General features: G+C 37.9%; 11 protein-coding genes. 4 read left to right on the forward strand and 7 right to left on the reverse strand.

Annotated features, from left to right (window positions below):
* The first annotated feature begins 179 nt into the window (after nucleotides 1–179).
* From J655_RS17330 to J655_RS17340, 3 genes are all read left to right on the forward strand, one after another.
* A complete protein-coding gene (locus J655_RS17330) occupies nucleotides 180–1,538 on the forward strand; it encodes an MFS transporter (protein WP_002120540.1) in 1,359 nt (452 codons plus the stop codon).
* A gap of 70 nt (nucleotides 1,539–1,608) precedes the next feature.
* Nucleotides 1,609–3,156 (forward strand): galactarate dehydratase, encoded by a 1,548-nt coding sequence (gene garD, locus J655_RS17335; protein WP_032042120.1) that lies wholly within the window; start codon nucleotides 1,609–1,611, stop codon nucleotides 3,154–3,156.
* A gap of 125 nt (nucleotides 3,157–3,281) precedes the next feature.
* Entirely contained in the window at nucleotides 3,282–4,178 is an 897-nt protein-coding gene (locus J655_RS17340) for a DMT family transporter (protein WP_032007115.1), read from the forward strand.
* A 15-nt stretch (nucleotides 4,179–4,193) separates the two neighbouring features.
* Here J655_RS17340 and J655_RS17345 read toward each other — a convergent pair whose 3' ends face one another.
* Nucleotides 4,194–5,264, reverse strand: coding sequence for an AraC family transcriptional regulator (locus J655_RS17345; protein WP_002120545.1), 1,071 nt, complete (start codon nucleotides 5,262–5,264; stop codon nucleotides 4,194–4,196).
* 129 nt (nucleotides 5,265–5,393) lie between these two features.
* On the opposite strand from J655_RS17345, the gene J655_RS17350 reads away from it, so the two are divergent.
* Nucleotides 5,394–6,854, forward strand: coding sequence for a coniferyl aldehyde dehydrogenase (locus J655_RS17350; protein WP_032052707.1), 1,461 nt, complete (start codon nucleotides 5,394–5,396; stop codon nucleotides 6,852–6,854).
* Between the two features lie 262 nt (nucleotides 6,855–7,116).
* Here the strand turns inward: J655_RS17350 and J655_RS17355 are convergent, their stop codons facing one another.
* The 6 genes from J655_RS17355 to J655_RS17380 all read right to left on the reverse strand — a co-directional run.
* On the reverse strand, nucleotides 7,117–8,007 hold the full coding sequence (locus tag J655_RS17355) for a DUF6882 domain-containing protein (RefSeq protein WP_032052708.1): 891 nt from the start codon (nucleotides 8,005–8,007) through the stop codon (nucleotides 7,117–7,119).
* A gap of 14 nt (nucleotides 8,008–8,021) precedes the next feature.
* Nucleotides 8,022–14,486: a DUF637 domain-containing protein gene (locus J655_RS17360; RefSeq protein ID WP_032052709.1), complete on the reverse strand. Its 6,465-nt coding sequence runs from the start codon at nucleotides 14,484–14,486 to the stop codon at nucleotides 8,022–8,024.
* A 24-nt stretch (nucleotides 14,487–14,510) separates the two neighbouring features.
* The gene (locus tag J655_RS17365; RefSeq protein ID WP_032007713.1) at nucleotides 14,511–16,250 is read right to left on the reverse strand and encodes a ShlB/FhaC/HecB family hemolysin secretion/activation protein; all 1,740 of its coding nucleotides are present in this window, start codon (nucleotides 16,248–16,250) and stop codon (nucleotides 14,511–14,513) included.
* 123 nt (nucleotides 16,251–16,373) lie between these two features.
* Nucleotides 16,374–17,837 carry an amino acid permease gene (locus J655_RS17370; RefSeq protein ID WP_032052710.1) on the reverse strand — a complete coding sequence of 488 codons (1,464 nt, stop codon included), beginning with the start codon at nucleotides 17,835–17,837 and terminating at the stop codon, nucleotides 16,374–16,376.
* Between the two features lie 398 nt (nucleotides 17,838–18,235).
* Nucleotides 18,236–19,330, reverse strand: coding sequence for an arginine N-succinyltransferase (astA, locus tag J655_RS17375; RefSeq protein WP_032052711.1), 1,095 nt, complete (start codon nucleotides 19,328–19,330; stop codon nucleotides 18,236–18,238).
* A partial coding sequence (locus J655_RS17380) for an aminotransferase class III-fold pyridoxal phosphate-dependent enzyme (protein WP_032052712.1) occupies nucleotides 19,327–20,179 on the reverse strand: 853 nt, incomplete at its 5' end. The genes astA and J655_RS17380, both read right to left, overlap by 4 nt.

Genomic DNA, 20,179 nt, shown 5'->3' on the forward strand with positions numbered 1-20,179 from the left:
CTTGCCAAAATAATATTTTTAATCATATGATGTCATACATCTAAAGACGCGGTTTTAGAACTAGGACTATAGAGTAGATACAAAATTCCGTTTTCTCATCTATTCTATCGATGAATTTGACATGACGTCACCTATTTCACGGATATGCAAATAGGTCGATTATTAAAAAGAGTTTGTATATGGATAATCTGCAAACAAATATTGCTGTAGTGACTCAGCAAAGAGCCAAACATACAAAAACTCGCTACTACATTCTTGCGATGATTTTTTTGGTCACGGCTTTTAATTACGGTGATCGTGCAACCCTTTCAATGGCTGCAACGCCAATGTCTCATGAGCTGGGAATCGACTCAGTCACCATGGGTTATATTTTCTCGGCCTTTGCATGGGCCTATGTAATTGGTCAAATTCCAGGTGGTTGGCTACTCGATAAGTTTGGTGCTCGCCGTGTATATTTCTGGAGTCTGTTTTTATGGTCTTTATTCACGGTTTTAATCGGTTTTACCGACATTTTAGGTGATACTGCGACCATCATTACTTCACTCTTTGTACTCAGATTTTTAGTTGGTTTGTCTGAGTCGCCTGCTTTTCCGGGTAACAGTAAAATTGCTGCCGCATGGTTTCCAACCAAAGAACGTGGAACTGCCGCTGCCATTTTTAACTCATCCTCTTATTTCTCAACCGTACTTTTTGCTCCCCTAATGGGTTGGCTTGTTGCAACCGTCCACTGGCAGTCTATTTTCTGGGTCATGGGTGGTCTTGGAATCATTCTTTCCTTTATCTGGCTTAAGGTCATTTATAGCCCAACCAATCATCCAACAGTAAATCCCGAAGAAGTAAAATATATTGCTTCAGAAGGTGCTTTACTCGACATGGGTGAAAATAGCCAAAATAGTAAAAAAGAGAAAATTACTTGGAGTAAAGTTAAACAATTGCTTGCTTCACGTATGATGCTCGGTATTTTTATTGGGCAATATTGTGTAAATACACTGACCTATTTTTTCTTGACTTGGTTCCCTGTTTACCTTGTCAAAGAAAGACATCTCAGCATTTTAGAGGCTGGTTTTGCAGCAGTTGCACCTGCACTCTGCGGCTTTGTAGGTGGAATTTTAGGTGGCTTGATTTCAGATAAGTTAATTCGAATGAATTACAGCTTAAGCTTTTCAAGAAAGCTACCTATCGTAGTCGGATTCTTGGTTTCAACCTCAATCATTATGTGTAATTACGTCGACTCTCAAGCAGCAATTGTATTCTTTATGTCCTTATCTTTCTTTGGGAAAGGCATCGGCTCTTTAGGTTGGGCAGTCATGTCTGATGTTGCACCAAAAGAAATGGTGGGCTTATCAGGAGGAATGATGAATGCGTTTGGTAATACGGCAGGAATCGTGACCCCAATTGTGATCGGCTATATCTTAGCAAGTACTGGTTCTTTCAACCTTGCATTGACTTATGTCGGTGTGCATGCGATTGCAGCAGTGATTTGCTATACCGCTATTGTCGGCAAAATCCAGCGCTTCGAGTTAAAACCTACCTCTTAAAACTTTAAGTCATAACGCTTAACTAACTTAAGCGTTATGACCTCTCTTCAAATGTATACAAGGAATGATCATGCTGAAGCCTCTCCTCATAAGAATTAGTCCTCTTGATAATGTAGCCATTGTAGTGAATGACGGCGGTTTACCACCTTCTACACATATTGAAGAATACCAACTCACCTTGGTTGATCATGTGCCGCAGGGACATAAAGTTTTATTAAAGTCATTAAAGCAAGGTGAAGCAATTGTTCGTTATGGGGAAATTATTGGTTATGCAAATAAAGATTTATCCGCAGGTTCATGGGTAAATGAAGCCGTTACCCAAATGCCTAAGGCACCTGAGCTAGATGATCTTGAGTTAGCAACTCGTCCTGATCCAAAGCTTCCAACCTTGAGCGGATATACATTTAAAGGTTATAAAAATAAAGATGGCAGTGTCGGCACAAAGAATATTTTAGGTATTACAACCAGTGTTAACTGTGTTGAAGGTATTGTCGATTATGTCGTTAAAATTATTGAACGTGATTTACTTCCTAAATATTCAAATGTAGATGGTGTAGTCGGATTAAATCATTTATATGGTTGTGGCGTGGCAATCGATGCACCCGCTGCAATTGTTCCTATTCGTACAATTCATAATCTTGCACTCAACCCTAATTTTGGTGGAGAAATTATGGTTGTGAGTCTGGGCTGTGAAAAAATGCAACCCGAACGTCTTCTAAACATTCCTAAAGAAAACAAATATATTCCCCTAGCAAACGAAGATATTATTCAATTGCAAGATGAACGCCACAACGGTTTTGAAAGTATGGTCAACCATATTTTATCCGTGGCGGAACAACACCTTGAAAAGCTTAATCAACGTACTCGAGAAGAAGTCCCAGCTTCTCATTTAGTTGTAGGCATGCAATGTGGTGGGAGTGATGCATTTTCGGGAGTTACCTCTAACCCTGCCGTTGGTTTCGCAGCTGACCTGATTGTGCAATGTGGCGGTACAGTCATGTTTTCGGAAGTTACAGAAGTCCGCGATGGCATTCACCTACTTACTCCACGTGCAGCAAATGAACAAGTTGCCAAAGATTTAATTCGAGAAATGAAATGGTACGATGACTACTTAGCAGCAGGCCAAGTGGACCGAAGTGCCAATACCACACCCGGCAATAAAAAAGGTGGACTGAATAACATTGTAGAAAAAGCGATGGGATCGATCGCCAAATCGGGCCGCTCACCTATTGTAGAAGTTCTCGCACCGGGTCAAAGACCAACTAAAAAAGGATTAATTTTTGCGGCAACGCCATCAAGTGACTTTATCTGTGGTACGCAGCAAATGGCATCGGGTATTACCGTTCAAGTATTTACCACAGGCCGCGGTACCCCCTATGGGTTGGCAGCCGTACCTGTCATTAAAATGGCAAGCCGAAACAATATTGCAAACCGTTGGTATGACCTAATTGATATCAGTGCTGGCGATATTGCGATTGGGAAGAAAACTATTGAAGGAGTGGGCTGGGAACTTTTTGAAATGATTTTACGCGTGGCTAGTGGTGAGCAGCAAACGTGGTCGGACCGTTGGGGTATTCATAACTCACTCGCTGTATTTAACCCTGCACCAGTGACCTAATAAGGTTTAGAAGATGAGGTTATATCACCTCATCTTTCTTATTTCCCCTATTAATTACGACACATTTCACTAAAACTTAACAGCGCTGCTAAAATAACATCGAAAATTAAGAACTGTATTTCTCTATGCAAAATCAAACTGCTTCAAACCTCCCCTCTACACAACTTGGAAAAGCACTGCTTTGTCTTATGACGTCGGCATTATTGTTTTCCATTATGGGAGTGTGCATTCGTTTTGCTTCACAAACGGTGGACAATGCGACCGTCGTGTTTTTTAGAAATGCAGTAGGTTTATTTATTTTTATTCCGATGCTCTTTAAACAGGGGCTAGATTTTATTAAAACCGATAAACTCTGGATGCATACTTGGCGAAGCATTGTCGGGCTAGCCGCTATGTATGGTTTTTTCTATGCCATTGCGAACTTAAAACTATCGAACGCCATGGTTTTTAGTTATTCATCTCCTATCTTTATTCCACTGATTGCATGGCTTTTCTTAAAAGAAAAAATTACCAAGTCTATGATTTTTGCCGCTGTGATTGGGCTCATTGGAGTTTTATTTGTCGCTAAACCCGATCAAGGTCTATTTAACGCATTATCTTTTATTGGCTTGGGTGCATGCTTTTTATCAGCAATGGCCTTTGTCACCGTAAGAGCTTTAACCAGTACAGAGCCACCTGAACGTATCGTTTTTTACTTCTGTATTTTTGGTAGTTTAATTTCCTCTATTCCGATGTTTTGGCATTGGCGTATTTTCACTTGGCATGAATTAGCATTACTCATTGCCGCAGGACTTTTAGCTAATATTAGTCAACTGTTTATGTCTTATGCCTACAGCTTAGCGCCGGCAGGACAAATTGGCCCAATGAATTACATTGCTATTATTTTTGCAGGAATTTGGGGATTTGTTTTTTGGCATGAATTACCGGATCTATTCAGTATTATCGGCATATTTATTATTTTATTTGCGATTTTGCTCTGTAATCCATTTTTGCAGAAAAAGCTACTTTCTCGATTTAAATAACAGACAAACTTTAACCTAATTTAGGTACTGTATTCGATACTCATTTGGTGAAATGCCTGTCCAATGGCGATAGGCTTTTCTAAAATTAGAAGTATCTGAAAAGCCAATTCTTTCGGCAATTTCATCTACGGTTAAAGTTGTTTCTCGCAAATATTCATCCGCAAGACGGCGCCGAGTCTCATCTAACAACTCTTGGTAAGTCAAATTAAACCCTGCCAAGCGTCGATGTAAGGTCCTCTTTGACATATGTAAGCGTTCGGCCATTTCTTGAGCCGATGGAAAAAGCCCTGTTCCATCCAATAATATTAGACGGATTGTTTTCACCAACTCAGGCTCCTCAAGTTCAGCAGCACCTAGCATCCGCTCACAAAACGATTTACACATATCAGCGGTAATCGGGTTGGCATTTGGGCAAGGTACATCGAGCCACTTTAAATCAAAGTGCCATTGCATCACCCCAGCATTAAACTGAACGGGACAATGAAAAACTTTTTCATATTCTTCTGCATAGTCAGGCGCTGGGTATGGTAATAAAAGCTTCTTCGCTTGAAATGGTCCTTCAAGCACTCGTTCAATTAAAGTTTGCATAGAGCTAAACCAAAACTCGCACACTAAAGGTAAAAGCTTACCAAGTGCAATAATGTCCTGCCCTTCAAAAACGGCAACATCATCTCGAATATAAAATGACTTCTTTAAAATAGGCCCTGCAAGCTTAATGTGTCGAATACCAAGCTCTACCGCTTGTCTAAAATTACGCGAAGAATATAGTGCGTAGCCATACACCCCAAAATCTGACAACCGCTGCTTTTGTCCTGCGCGTAGTCCAATTAAAGGATCGTGAGATAGTTTTTGAATATTTTGAAATAGCTGAATTTTTTGGACTTGGGAAATATATAAAGAGGATTGATTCATAGCATCTGGCGAAATATTTGTGCCAGATAAAACATCGGATATTGAATGGCCTTGCGACCCCACTTCATCAAATAAACTGGTTAAACCCAGCAAATATGTATTGGCACCTAAGAGTGTATTATCATAATTTCCTTCGATAACACTATTCGCATTTTTATAAAGATTTTTAGGCATTTAAATCACACCATCCCTAGAGTGACGTGCATAATGGCACTAAACTACCTCTTGTTGTCTCAATTTAACATCGACCATACGACACTTCAAGCATAAAGTATGATAAGCAAAAGTATGGAAGGAACAATAATGGAAAGCTCCACTTTAAAAGAATATAGCGGCTCTGCCACTGAACATATGGAACTTATTTTTTCCAAACAACATGCCAATTTTGAGGCAGACCCCTATCCAAGTCTTGAAGCACGCCGCACAAAACTGCATCAACTTAAAAAACAAATTATCCGTTATCAAGATGCTTTAGCTGCTGCGATTAATTCCGATTTTAGTTCTAGATCGGTAGATGAATCTAAACTACTAGATTTGCTTGGTTCTGTGTTAGAGGCTGATCATGCGATTCATCATTTACGCCGCTGGATGCGTCCAAGTAAACGCCGTATCGAGCTTTTATTTTTATCAAACCGTTTAAGTGTGCAATACCAACCTAAAGGCGTGGTTGGTGTGATTGTACCTTGGAACTTCCCCGTTTATTTAGCACTTGGCCCACTCGTTGCCGCATTAGCTGCAGGCAACCGAGTCATGATTAAGCTGCCTGAAATTACCCCGAATACTAATGCAATGCTTCGACGCATGCTGGCAGAAGTCTTTAACGAAGATGAAGTAGCCGTGTTTGGTGAAGAAATTACAGACCCAGCAAGATTTACCTCTTTGCCATTTAACCACATTATCTTCACTGGTTCCCCGACCATTGGCAAGGTCGTCATGCGAGCAGCAGCTGAAAATTTAACACCTGTTACACTTGAGTTAGGCGGTAAATCACCAGCAATTGTAAGCCGTAATTACCCACTTGCCGATGCGGCAAAACGTATTACCCATGGCAAAGCAACTAATAGTGGTCAAATCTGTGTAGCACCTGACTATGCGTTGGTTCCAAAAGAAAGTATTGATGAATTTGTTGAAGCTGCGAAATCCAGCTTTATAAAAATGTTTGGTCAAAACATCACAGACAATGAAAATTACACATCGATTGTAAATGACCGCCATTTAAAACGTATTCAAGATATCTTGACCGATGCACAAGAAAAAGGTGCCCGTATTATTCCTTGCAATACTTACAGCTTTGACCAACAAGGTCGCAGAATGCCTGTACAGATTGTACTGAATTGCACTCCCGACATGCGCATTATGAAAGAAGAACTCTTTGGCCCTATTTTACCTGTGGTGGCTTATGACTCTTTAGATGACGCAATTACCTATGTGAAATCGGACGAACGACCTTTAGCACTTTATTGTTTTACCCATAGCTCAGTAGAACGCGACCGAATTTTACGTGAAACTCATTCGGGTGGTGTGACCATCAATGATTGGGGCTGGCATGTAGTTAACCATGACGCTCCTTTTGGGGGTATCGGCAACTCAGGTATGGGGTCATATCATGGTGAGGAAGGTTTCCGTGAACTTTCACATGCAAAAACTGTATTTATACGTCATCGGTTTTTCCCGACTCAGCTTTTCCACCCTCCTTATGGAACATTCCTACAAAAATTAGCGATTCGCTTTTTCTTGAAAAAGGGTGATCCGAATATTAAATAAGTATTATAAAAAAGCCTCGTAATGAAGCTTTTTGGTTAATTATAGAATTGATTAATGCAATAGAGTTATATCCCAATTACTTATAGACCAATTCAGAATTTTTAGTACCAAAACCTAGTATGAGTAATAGCTATACTGTTCCTATTACAGTAGTCAATAAAATGGTACATAATTAAAAAAAGCTTGGATTACCAAGCTTTTTTTAATACTAATAAAATATCTATATTTAAATAAATAATTGTCTACAACTAATCATCAAAGTTTATTGACTGTCATTTTTAAAAACAATATAAATCCAATTACCATTCACTTTACCTCGATATGCTCCATCAGCTTTTGCCAAATGTGCTGCTAAAGCAGTAAAGTTCCATGCTTCTTCTTCACTACAATAAACTAATTGTTGTTGTAACTCAGCAATTTCATATTGTTCTCCGTACTTTTTAACAATTAAAGCCACTTCTTGCAGATCCTGTGGAATAGAAGGATGTTCCCATGCCCACATAAATGTTTGGTTTCTCTCATCATAAGTTCCTATCACATTAATTTCAAAAAACTCTTGTCGATCACCAATATTAAATGTTATGCCCCCTATAACAAGATCAATATCCCACTCATCTACAATATTCATACCCCAATCATTTGATGCTTTTAAAGTCTTTAGCTCTAACTCTTTACGACATACTAGATAAATAGATTGAATATTTAAGCTTTTGACACCATCTTGATATATATTCGACTGATTATTACTATCTGTTAGGGTTTCTTTTTTAATTTTTTCTTCAAGGTCAATCGTAGGATTACCCTCATACCATTCGGGTATTCTTGGATTATACTCAACTTTTATTTCTCCATCAAAATGCAAAGTAAAAGTAATACCCCAAATTATTTCTTTTTTTCTTATATAATTCTCTTTCTGAATTTCAATAGCCCTATCACACAAACTACTAGAAACACTATTAAAGGGATCTTCTCCATCTGCATATATATCCCCTGTTTCATCTATATTTCCATCAAAAACAATAAATTGCTCAAACTTAGAAGAGTGAATAAACATGCCAATTTTTGTAACAATTGAATCCCATGGCCTATTTTTAACAAAAATTAAAGATTGCTTTTTAAATAATTCTATATCGGAACTTAATAATTTGTACATTCATTTAATCCCTATTACTGTGAAAATTGATAATTAGTGGATTTTCCATTAATAGTAGCAGTTACTATAAATTTATTAGGTCTACTACTGCCAGTGGGATAACCTACTGCAACTTTCATATTTACATCCTTGCCTAGTTTAACCGCATTTGCTAACTCACTTTCCATAGCTTTCCAACTACCGTTATTTAATGTTTTGGCCATAGGAACTAAATTAATACGATCCCCTGAACCACCAAGAGATGCAGCTATTAAATGCCCTCCTTGATCTCCAGAAATACCACTTTTACCAGCAATACTTTGTTGATAATTATTTCGATCCATTAAAATATTTCTTAAATTGGCAGTAACCTCTTTAACATTCCCGCTATTATCGGTAACGTATGCAGCACCATTAGGTAACAAATAAGCTGAATTTGCTTCAAGCTTCCCATTGGCTTGCTTAGCCCAGCCACCTTTTGCTCCCACATCTATTTGATGAATTTTTTTAACATCCCCCCGATTTGCAAGTTCCTCTATTTTTTTATCATCAAAAAATTGACCGTTTTTAATATTTGGTAAACGCTTCGCAATAGTATTCCTATCTTTAAGAAGATCCTGAACAATCTTGACATCTTTTTTATCAATTCCAGTTGCAAGATCAATTAATGCCCAAGTTCTTTCAAGAGGAGTTGAACCAGCACTAAATGCTGTTTTAAAAGAATTCAACATATCTTGATATTCACCTGTAGCAGTATCTTTTAAAATATCCTTCCAAACATTGGTATCATTTAAGTTCTTGCCAGCTTTTTGTAATTCAGTAGCTTTTTTAAAAATCTTATAGGCAGCTTTACCAGTAGATGAAAGTACTTTACCCCAATTGTTTTCTATAGCAGTTGATGCGGATTGCGAAGCAACAGTTACATCATATCCTGCTGAAGCAGCAACTACACCCGAAATCAATTGGCCAACATTTTTAACTTTATTTAGCTGAGCTTGACTATAATCTCCGTCATTTTCAGGTTCCATATCAAACGATCCAGCAACCATTTCCCCAACTACCGCCCCAATCGCTCCAGCTTCGCATTTTTCTTGTAATGAACTAGCAATACAACCAGCTGCAGCATGAGCTAGTTTATGCAAAATTTGGTCAGAAAGTTCTTTACTACCAAGATCAAGATTTTCACCAATTTCTCCAGCTAAAGACCCTTGTAATGCTACACTCAATCCTGCCACAAGACTTGCACTTAATTTTTCACTTAGACTACCTCCATTAACTGCCGTATCAACACTAGCACTAACAGTAGAATTAACTAAAGCTTGTCCCACTCTACCTGATAAATTTGTAAAGAATTCTCCAGACTTAGTAGTTTCCTGCAAAGCTTTCATCTGATCAATTGATGCAATTTTACTTAAAACTCCTGCTGTAACAACAGATGTTGCTAAACTCTTAATTGAATCTTTACTTCCTAAATCTTTAAGCGTCTTACCAATATCTCCACCATTATTAATTAAACTAACGCCTGCTTGAGTTGCTAAACTTGTAATAGCAGCATTTGCCATAGCACCAAGTGTAGAAACACCTGTAATTGTGGTTACACCTCCAACTGTTGCTGTTGTAACGCCTGCTGAACCAATCATACTTGCGCCCAAACCAACAGTAGTTCCACTTGCTGCTGTTCCGCCAGCAGCAGCTGCAGCCGTTCCTGTGCCCATAGTTACAATCGTTATAATAATCACAATAATTGCAGCACCTGCAGCTGTAAGACCTTGCTGTTTATAGTCCCAATCTTTTTGAGTTAATAAAACTTTTTGCCAATCTACATCTTTTCGATTAACAAACTCTTTTAAATATTCATTTCCCGGTTGCTTAGCTAAATCAAGAATCGCATCACGTAGCTCTACCTTATTAGCATCTTTTTCACTAATTGGAACTTGCACACTCAAACCACCAGTAGCTTTAAAGGTAGGTAAAACTGGACCGTTAAAACTTGGTAATTGAGCGGTTTCAGTAATAGAACCTTTATCTTGCATTGACTGCCAAGCTAATGAGCTTTTTTCTTTTTTTAAGAGCTCTGTAATAGATGTCTTTGCTGCTATTAACTCAAGTGTTCCTCCAGTTTCAATCGTTGCATTTTTTAAATAATCAAACTCTGTTCCCACAAGTTTCGTCTTATCAACCGCTTGCGTATTAATATAATCTGCTTTTAAATTTGCAGGTAATTCACTAATCTGAGTTCGTGTTGTATTAGTAGTAGTTTTTGATGAACCTAAAAGTGAGATAAGTTTAGAATATGAGGTTTTCTTTGTAACATCTACTGTACTGCTAGAAGATTCTTCCACAGTGTAAAAGTTAAGATTTCCCCCCGATTTAATCGAAATTGTTCCACCCTCGGCAGTAAAACGTCCAGAATAAATATCAATATTATTATCTGGAGTTTTAACATTCACTGACGTATCTAGTTTCTTCGTTTCAATAGAAATATTCTTTGCAGAAATATCAACTGAAGCTGCATTTGTGTCATTATTTTCAGAAACAGTCGTAATATACTTTTTCTTTAAACCACCCCATGATTTTTTCTTTTCAGTCGTAGTGGTCAGGTCATAGCTTTGCTCAATAGCTGCATCAAATAAAATACTTTTATTTGATTCTACTTTTACGTCACCATTTTTTGAAGTAATACCAGTAGCTTGTAAAACCAAGTTATCATCTTTAGTTTTTCCTACTGTTCTTATGTTAACCCCTTTGTCACCATTAATAATGGTAGGACTGACTAGTGTTCGGAAACTATAATTTCCTTCACTTTCAGTACCTTTTTCATAAAAATCTGTATGACCATCAATAATAATACTTGCATTTAATGATTTTGGTGGCTGATTAGCTCCATTATTAATTGTAGATTTATATTGTTCGGCTAAAACACCACTTGCTTCTAAATTTACCTGTCCCGTTTGAGCAGAAATATTTCCACCACTAATAGATAAACCTTTAACAGAAGTAATATTAATGTTTCCTGATTTTGAATTTAACTTAGCTTCAGCATGTTCTGAGCCATTTATTCCCGTATTATAGAAATCAACTTCAGCCTGTAAGCTCCTTAAATAATTTTCATCATATTTTGGTTCAAATGAATACAATGCATCAAAACGAGTCATTCTTTGCGGTTCAGAAAAAATACTATGGAATAATGGTTTATCTGATCCGAATATAAGAAGTCTTGGGTTTGGTCTAACTGGATATTTAGAAATAAAATCATTATAAAGATTATAATGTTTCATATACAAACTATAATCATAATTACTAGAAGTATAATCTTCATATGCTGTAACCATATTATCATAATCAGTAAAAAATTGCTGTGACTTTAGTAGAGCTAAACTATCCGATATATTTTTTTTTAAATTATTAGCTTCGTTAAGTTTCTCCTGTTTTTTTCTATTTATAAAACTGTTCTTCATCCCATCAATCAGCACATCATCTTTACTTGAAACGATCTTAATATCTTTTTGTGCAGTTAACTGTGAACCTTGAATATCAACTTTAGCACCCTCTAAATTAATACCACCATTTGCTGTATCCAACTTAACAACTTGTTCTGATCCATTCCCTGTTGTTCCCCCATAGCCTTTTAAAGTTAAAGTGCCAGTTTTAGAAACAAGTTCAATATCACCTACCGCCTTTAGACTATAAACTTTTGGATCAATCGTTAAGTTAGAATTGGTTTGAATTGTTAGGTCACCATTTAAACTATTTAACTTTGTATCATTCTTGAGTAAGTCACTTCCGACCGCATTTAAGTTCAATCCAGTCTGACAAAAAATAAACCCCCCCGCCTCTAATAGAACAGCTCCACCTGTTAAATTTGTATTTTGTAATACTTGGTTTCCTGTAGCCGTTACAGAGGTAACACCCTTAGATGTTAAGTTAGTGACTTTATCCGCAATCCATTTGGTCGCTGGCGTATACTCAGCATTGCTATAAACCGTACGGCCAGAGCTTACCGCCAGATGCTGGTCTGATGTAGCATTCACACCCTGTAAAGTCAGTAAATCTTTTGCATAGAGTTCAGTATTACCTTTTGACGTTAATACGCTATCGATAATTGTACTCATACCTGCTCTACTATTGACCGCAAGTTTACCAACCGTAGAGCCTAGATCTGTATTTTGGATTTTAATATCGGATTTACCATTTTCTATCGAAACAGTTTGCCCCTTTAGAACATTATTTACCGTTTTAACTTGGCCCTTATTTGCAGTAACAACTACATCATTATTAGCTTTTAAATTTATTCCATTATTACTCGAAACTAATATATCACCCTGATTCGCATTAACTTGTACTGACTGTAAGTTAACGGTGCCATCACCAATTGAGCCAAGTGTTACCCCTTTTAAACCACTAATAACCGTCTGATCAGTTGTTAATTCATCTTTATCAGCTGAAGGCATCGCCTTGCTTGTCTGGGTCGAGTTTAAATTTATATTTTTATTCGCGAGTATAGAAATCTTTCCAGCCGAAGATGTGGCCTTTAAGCTATTTGCAGTAACTCCACCAGCAAGTGCGGTTAGATTAATATCACCTTGAGCCTTGAGTGCCTGACTTAAAACAAGGTCAGCAATTTCAGAACTCACATCAATATTTTTTTGTGAAGTCAGTGCACTATTGAGTGCTATTTGATTGGCATGTAGTTGAATACTGTCTTTATTGGAAATTTCTTTTGCTGTAACAGTTAAATTATTGGCTGCATCCAGCTGAACCAGACCTGTAATAAGCGGAAGTGCCTTGTCAGCATTATTCCAGACCAGATCACGTCCACTGTAGGCTTTAATGTTTTTAACTCTGGTTGCAGCGTTTTCAAGTGAAAAACCAAGATTCTTTAGATTTAGATCTCCTGAACTATACAGGTTGAGATCTTTACCCGCATAGATCGTCCCACCTTGAAGATCAATCAGGTTTTGGGTATTAGCCGAATTTGCTTGTAGGTTGATTGAACCTAATGATGCCTGTATATGGTTCTCTGTAAGTGATAACTTACCGTTACTTAAAACATTTAAATCTTTGGCAGCAATCAGTTTTGCGCCTTTGGCTGCGACCAAGTCTTTTTGTACTTGTATGGTTGCTGTACCACGGTTACTTTTGAGTTCCGATCCCGCTGCAAGATTGATATTTGCTGCATCAATATAGACATCCCCTCCTTGTGAATCATCCATAATGCGGGTATCTGCTGCCAGATTGATATTACCTTTGGTATTAACGATTAGAGGTGAAGATGCTAGGCTGCCGTTATTAATAATAATTTCTTTAGCATTTACATTCAGGTTATTGCCTGAATCGATATTTAACATGCTATTACTATTAATACTGCCTGATGAGTTGATATCGGCAACTGCACCCGTACCCGTTGTTTGTATGTTCACTAAACCTTGGGTTTTACTGGTCGAACTGAATGTGCCGCTGTGCTCAATTTTTCCGGCACTGGTAATCACCAGATTATTGACTGCCTGAATGGTCCCTGCGTTAGTCACGCCCAAACCTTTTTCAGTTCCCATCAAATAAATATTATTGGCATACATCCCACCTAATGCTTTAACATCTACCGCCAATGTCGGTGCTGTTCCAGTACCTGTTTTAGCAGTAACATCCTGTAAATCTGCACTGACATTATTTGCCCCGGCAATCACCTGAATATCATTTTTGGCACGTAGTTCAGCACTAAGTTCTAGTGCACGGGCATAGAGATCCACATAGTTTGCATCGTTATTATTCCCCCCCAAACCAAATTTAGAATTAGGGTTTGCTGAAACCGTAATTTTTCCTTGGTCAATCGTAAACTGCTTGATACTGCCATCAGCATTTAACTGAGGTTTACCTGTGGTAAAAATTGCCTTGTTGGCATTAATAAAGCCACCACCTTTAATGCTAATACCAGACGGGTTGGCAATAATCACATCTGCCATTTGCCCGGCAACTTCCAAGTTCCCTTCAAAACGTGAAGCGGCTGATGAATTTACTTCATTTAAAATAACTCGCGCTTCGCCTGTGGCTAAAAATGGGTTGGCTGCAACGTTTCCTACTGTTTTTGTCGTAGCACCCTGACGACTGTTATTCAGGACAGCACCTTCAGCCAGTACATCAAACTGTTTATAAATATTATGGGATATCCCATTTTTTGGAGTTTGAATATTGACTACCGGAACAACTGTCCCTGCCGAGTTCTTACCAGCACCAATCACTGCTCTATTCGCAGCATTTGCAGCACTGTCCGCTACAATACCCGCATAGACAGGTGCTAAAGGCATCCACAGACTTATACTGGCAACCAGTGCTTTCACTTGCCAGAGTTGATGAAATGCCTGAGATTCAGTGTTATCAATATTGTTCTGGGTACTTGCTTCACTTTGACCTGATGTCTTGGTTTGGCTTCTTACATTTTCAGCCACAGCCACAAACATTTGACGTGCTTTGCTATAAATAATGCGATAACTATTCTTGTTCATGAATAAAGTCTTTTCTAAAGTAAATTAATAAGAAAGGTTGATACTAAAACCGGTAACCCAGTCTTTTTTTATGCTGTCAGGTGCAATCAGCCCCCGACCTGTAAAGGCATCCAGATAAAAACTATTTTGATAGGTGCGTAACCCTAAAACACTTCCGAGTAAATAACGCTGACCCGGTATGCTATTACGGCCATTTACCCAGCCCTGATCAATTGCCATATAAAACTGGGTATTTGGAATTGGTGCATTCAAGCTGATTTCTTGCTGTAGAGACTGCCCGTTATCTCCGGAAAGCATGAGTTCACCATCGAAGCCACGCACGCTATAGCGACCACCAATATAAAAGCGGTCATTCGGTACTAAAATTTTCGGTGCATATTGTCCACGCCAGTTAAGGCGATATTGAGCTGGTTTTTCAAGCAAAAGGAATGGTGTGGTATAACGCAGATCTGCACTCCAAAGTGGAGCACGGGAGTAACCTTCAACAGGAAGATGTTTTCCTTCAATATTGGTAATATTTTCTTCTGGTGCAGTTCGGGCACCTACCCCCATCCCACGACGGTAATCGATGCTGCCGTCTAATACCGCATTTCCTAAATATTGACGGTGTTGAACTCCTAAATTCCAGCCTGAGGTTCTTCGGTGTAAAACATTAATTTCAATATCGTCAATAAAACTTTGGCTTTCTTTATGATAAAGCTTTCCATACACGCTGGTTTTATGCTGCCCGCTACGGCTAATCACACGAGATAAATTCAGGTTGGTTTGTTGGCTGTTACCATGGTAAAGCAGTGGACCATTCCCCCCTAAGACTGTTTGCTTGTATTGATAGTCATTATAGCTAAGACCTAAATCATAATAACCAACAGGCAACTGATAACTAATGAAATAACTTCGGTTTAAGTCTTCATGAAAGTCATCTAATGAGTGACTCACGTTTAACGATAAAATATCATTTAAATGAAACGGGTTATTGATACCTAGCCCAATATTCCCCATATAGGTACCAGTGTCCTGATTACCCGAGTCATCTACACTTAAATTGAAATTAACTTTTTGTAGGGGTTGAAGTTTGAGTATTAAATCGCTATAGCCCGTTAATTCTTTATCTTGAACACTTGCAGGAGTAATTTGCATATCTACTGCGTAGACACGCTTTAGATTTTCCAGCCCCTGATCGAGCCTTTTTAGATTCACAATATCGCCCGTTTTAAATGGCAACCCAGTCTTAAGCTGTAATGATGAGATTTTCCCTTCTTGTATAACAATCTTATTCAAGCGTCCGATTTGCACACTCAGGTTTAAATTCCCCTGATTTAAGTCTTGCGGACTCACGACAATTTGACTGGTAATAAAACCCTTTTTTAAAAGTTCATTTTGGGCATAGTTCACGATGTTATGTAAACTTTGGGTTCCAATACATTTACCCAAAACATTCTGTGGGTGTTTTTTTATAGCTTTAACCACAAAGTTAAATTGCTGTAGTTCAGACTCAGACTGATCATTTAAAGGGATAAAACTAATTTTTTTAACCACTACGCATGGGCTTTCTTTAACAACTAAATGCTTAAAATCCTGTAATGGCTTGGTGTTTTGGTAAGGAGTTTGCTGAGCAATTTGGTCTTGTAATTGCTGGTTAAGCTCTTTTAAACGTTGATCTTGAAGCACCTGACTGGGCAAAGAAACGTCTTCGATGGCATAGACATATTGGTGGAAACCCGCAAAAAGAATAATAGAAGAAGTGATAAAGTTCTTAGTTAACATCTCATATACAGAATTGTACGTATAATCACATTATTTTACATAAACACAATATATATCTCAATATTTAAGAGCATAAAAAAAGCTAGACACACGCCTAGCTTTAAAAGCATTTCATCTTCTAGATTAAATATAATCAACCTTTTGAGCTTTCAAGATATCAAGCTGCAACATCTTTTTCTTTTTATATTTATAGGCAATAAATAAACCAATAAACCAGATTGGTGAACACTCAAGTGCAATTAAAGTATCATGGTCTAAAGCCAAAATTACGATAGAAAACACAAAAAACAACATGGTCACCAAAGCCATAAATAACCCACCCGGCATTTTATATTTTGACTGGATATGTAGCTCAGGACTTTTCTTACGATAATAAATATAAGAAAGCACAATCAACATAAACGTAAAAATACATAAAATTGAAGTCAGCGCTGAGATAATCGTAAATGCTGTCATGACATTTGGAACAATAAATAAAATAGATGTTCCAACCGTTACACACGCCATTGAAAATACGAGTCCTCTAATTGGAACTTTTCTTTTTGAGAGTTTACTAAAGCTTTTAGGTGCGTCGTTGTCTAAAGCTAAACCGTATAACATACGGCTAGTCGCAAAGATCCCACTATTTGCAGAAGATAAAGCTGAAGTCGCAACAACAAAGTTGATTAAACCTGCCGCAATTGGTAACCCGACCAAAGTAAACATTTCTACAAATGGGCTTTTTTCTGGTGAAACTTTTGCCCAAGATGTGACCGCAATAATACAAACCAACGCGCCCACATAGAACAATAAAATGCGTAAAGGTATAGAGTTAATTGCTTTCGGAAGTGATTTATGCGGATCTTTAGTTTCAGCAGCAGTTGTACCGACAAGCTCAATACCCACAAATGCAAAGATGGCAATTTGAAAGCCTGCCAAGAAACCGGTTACACCATAAGGAAACATCGACTCTGTTTCAAACAAATGGCTCATTGAGGCCTTAACCCCATTTGGAGAAGTAAATCCGGTACCAATTAAATAAATACCAGCCAGAATAAACAGAATAATTGCAGTAATTTTGATGAGTGAGAACCAAAACTCGAGTTCACCAAACAATCGAACGGCCACAAAATTGAGTATGGTCAAGATCGCTAATGATGTAAATGCTGGAATCCAGACGGGTAAATCAGGATACCAAAACTGCATGTACCCTCCGATCACAATTACGTCGGCAATCGCAGTAATAATCCAGTTACACCAGTAGGACCAACCAAGGAAAACCCCCGCCCATGGACCGAGATAAGCTGTTGCAAAATCGGCGAATGTTTTAAAATTCGTGTTCGCAAGCAACAATTCACCCATTGCCCGCATCACGAAGAAAAAGAAGAAACCAATAATTAAATAGGTTAAAACAATTGAAGTACCCGAAACACTTAATGTTTTCCCGGAACCCATAAATAATCCAGTACCAATTGCACCACCGATTGCGATCATTTGAATATGACGATTTGTCAATGAGCGCTGCAATTTCTCTTCTTCTTGCTCAGTCATATGTTGACTACCAAGAAGATCTCCTTCCAGGAACTGCTTTCCGTTATTCTTACTCATGTAATATTTACTCCAATTTATAGCAACCGTCGTAAATGCTTTAATAATAAACAAATTATATGATTATTAATTTAGTCCATTAAACCATTCTAAAATATTATTAAATCACTTAAGACCTTATAAATTCCTTTTTAAAAGCCATCACCTATAACAATAAAAATTATTCATCATTCCTTTCCTTCATTATTATATTAGCCTGATTTCCAAAATATAATTTCAATAAACATTTAAAATATATAGATTAATTAAATATTTTATTTACTTACTCTTTATATAGAAAAACAGGCTAATTAATCCTAGCTCAGCGAGCAAGATTGTATTTATCCATATACCCATCTTGCGCTAGCGATAATATATTATTCCTTCTTAAATTTGGTGAAATGTATAGTAATTTCCGCTTAATTAACAGCCATTCGCAAATATTCAGTGGCTTTGAGTTTATTGACCACTTCTGGACTCGAAACTTGTTTAACTTGAAGACTTAGCACTCGAACTAAAGAGCCATTTTCAACATTCAATTGTTTTGCTTGTTCTTTCGTTAACTGCAATATGTTTTGGTGCGGTTTGCTATACACAAGAATGGCGCGATAATTTTCATAGTCATCATTAGCCACAATGTAAGCTTCATCCCCTACAGCGATATTTTCACGTTGTTCAATTTGGACCGTTACAGACTGACTTTCTTTAATTGCCCGTAAATTTTCGATATCTGCTTGCAGCGTTGCGCCACCATCAAAAATATCGACATAACCTTTGTAGCGTAGTCCCTCTTCAAGCAAGAGGTTGTAGGCTGGTCGAGTATTTGGGTGAACAATGCCAATCGCAGCTTTAGCATCGTCCGGCAACATATTGACATAGAGTGGATGTCTTGGCATCAGCTCAGCAATAAAAGCCTTTTGCCCGATTCCACTCAAATAATCGGCTTTGGTAAATTCAATATTAAAAAACTTGTGGCCTACCGCATTCCAAAATGGTGATTGTCCATTGGCGTCAGAATATCCACGCATTTCGGCAACAATGGTTTCTTCAAAATATTGACGGAATGCTGAGAGAAATAAGAAACGGACTTTAGATAGAAACTTGCCATTTTTATTTAAGCGATAGTCAGGATCTAAAAATAACGTACAAAGCTCACTACAGTTAGTATGGTCGTTACTCAAATACAAAGTCGGTAAAGCGTTATAAACACTTAATGGTTCAGAAGCATGAACTTGTGTTCCTACATGGAAGTTATACCAAGGCTCTTTTAAACCAAGTGCGACTTCAATACCGCAAACACCGACAACTTTGTTGAGTTCAGTATCTTCTAAAACAAATAGGTAAACCTGATCTGCCTTTGGGAGTTCGCCTGCGACTGTCTTACACGCCCTCTCAATACGAGCAGCAAGTTTTTCCATATTGGGCTGCAAAGATGTCAAACCAAAACCCGCTTTTTTTGCCAACAGGTAAAGGTCATTAACATCTTTAGGTTCGATGTAACGAATAATCATCATGCTGCTTGTTCATCCTTTTGAATTTCAACAAAGCGAGCAAGCGCACGTTCAAAGCGTTTTAGACCTTCATCAATATCGGCAAATGGAATAATTAAAGATGGTGTAAAACGTACAACATTCGGACCAGCAATCAAACTCAATAAACCTTCTTCACCCGCAAGGTTATTGATGTCTTTTGCTTTACCTGCAAATTTGTCTTTTAAGGCACAACCAATCAGTAAACCTTCACCACGAATCGTTTCAAAGATTTCATATTTTTCATTTAATTTATTTAAAGCATTTTTATAGTAGTCATGGCGCTCTTTAACGCCATTCAGTACTTCAAGCGTATTAATAAACTCAAATACTGCACCAGCAACCGCACTTGCTAACGGGTTACCACCATAAGTCGTACCATGTGTACCCACTGAAAAATGCGGAGCAAACTTATCGGTTGTTAGCATTGCACCGACTGGGAAACCACCACCTAATGCTTTGGCAGTCGTTAATACATCTGGAATAACACCAGAGTTCATGTAGGCATAAAGTGCACCTGTACGGCCAACACCAGTTTGCACTTCATCAAAAATAAGTAAGGCACCGAACTCATCACACAGTGCTCTTAAGCCTTTTAAAAATTCGATGTCAGCAGGAATAACACCGCCTTCACCTTGGATTGGCTCAACAATCACGGCACAAGTTTGTTCATTAATGACCGCTTTTGCAGCTTCTAAATCATTAAAGGCAACATGGTTGATACCATTTGGAAGAGGTGCAAAGTCTTGTGAATATTTAGGTTGACCACCCGCCGAAACGGTAAATAAGGTACGGCCGTGGAAAGCATTGTTAAATGCCACAATGCCACTTTTA

It is taken from the genome of Acinetobacter sp. 1294243, assembly GCF_000588015.1.
Taxonomy (GTDB): domain Bacteria; phylum Pseudomonadota; class Gammaproteobacteria; order Pseudomonadales; family Moraxellaceae; genus Acinetobacter; species Acinetobacter pittii.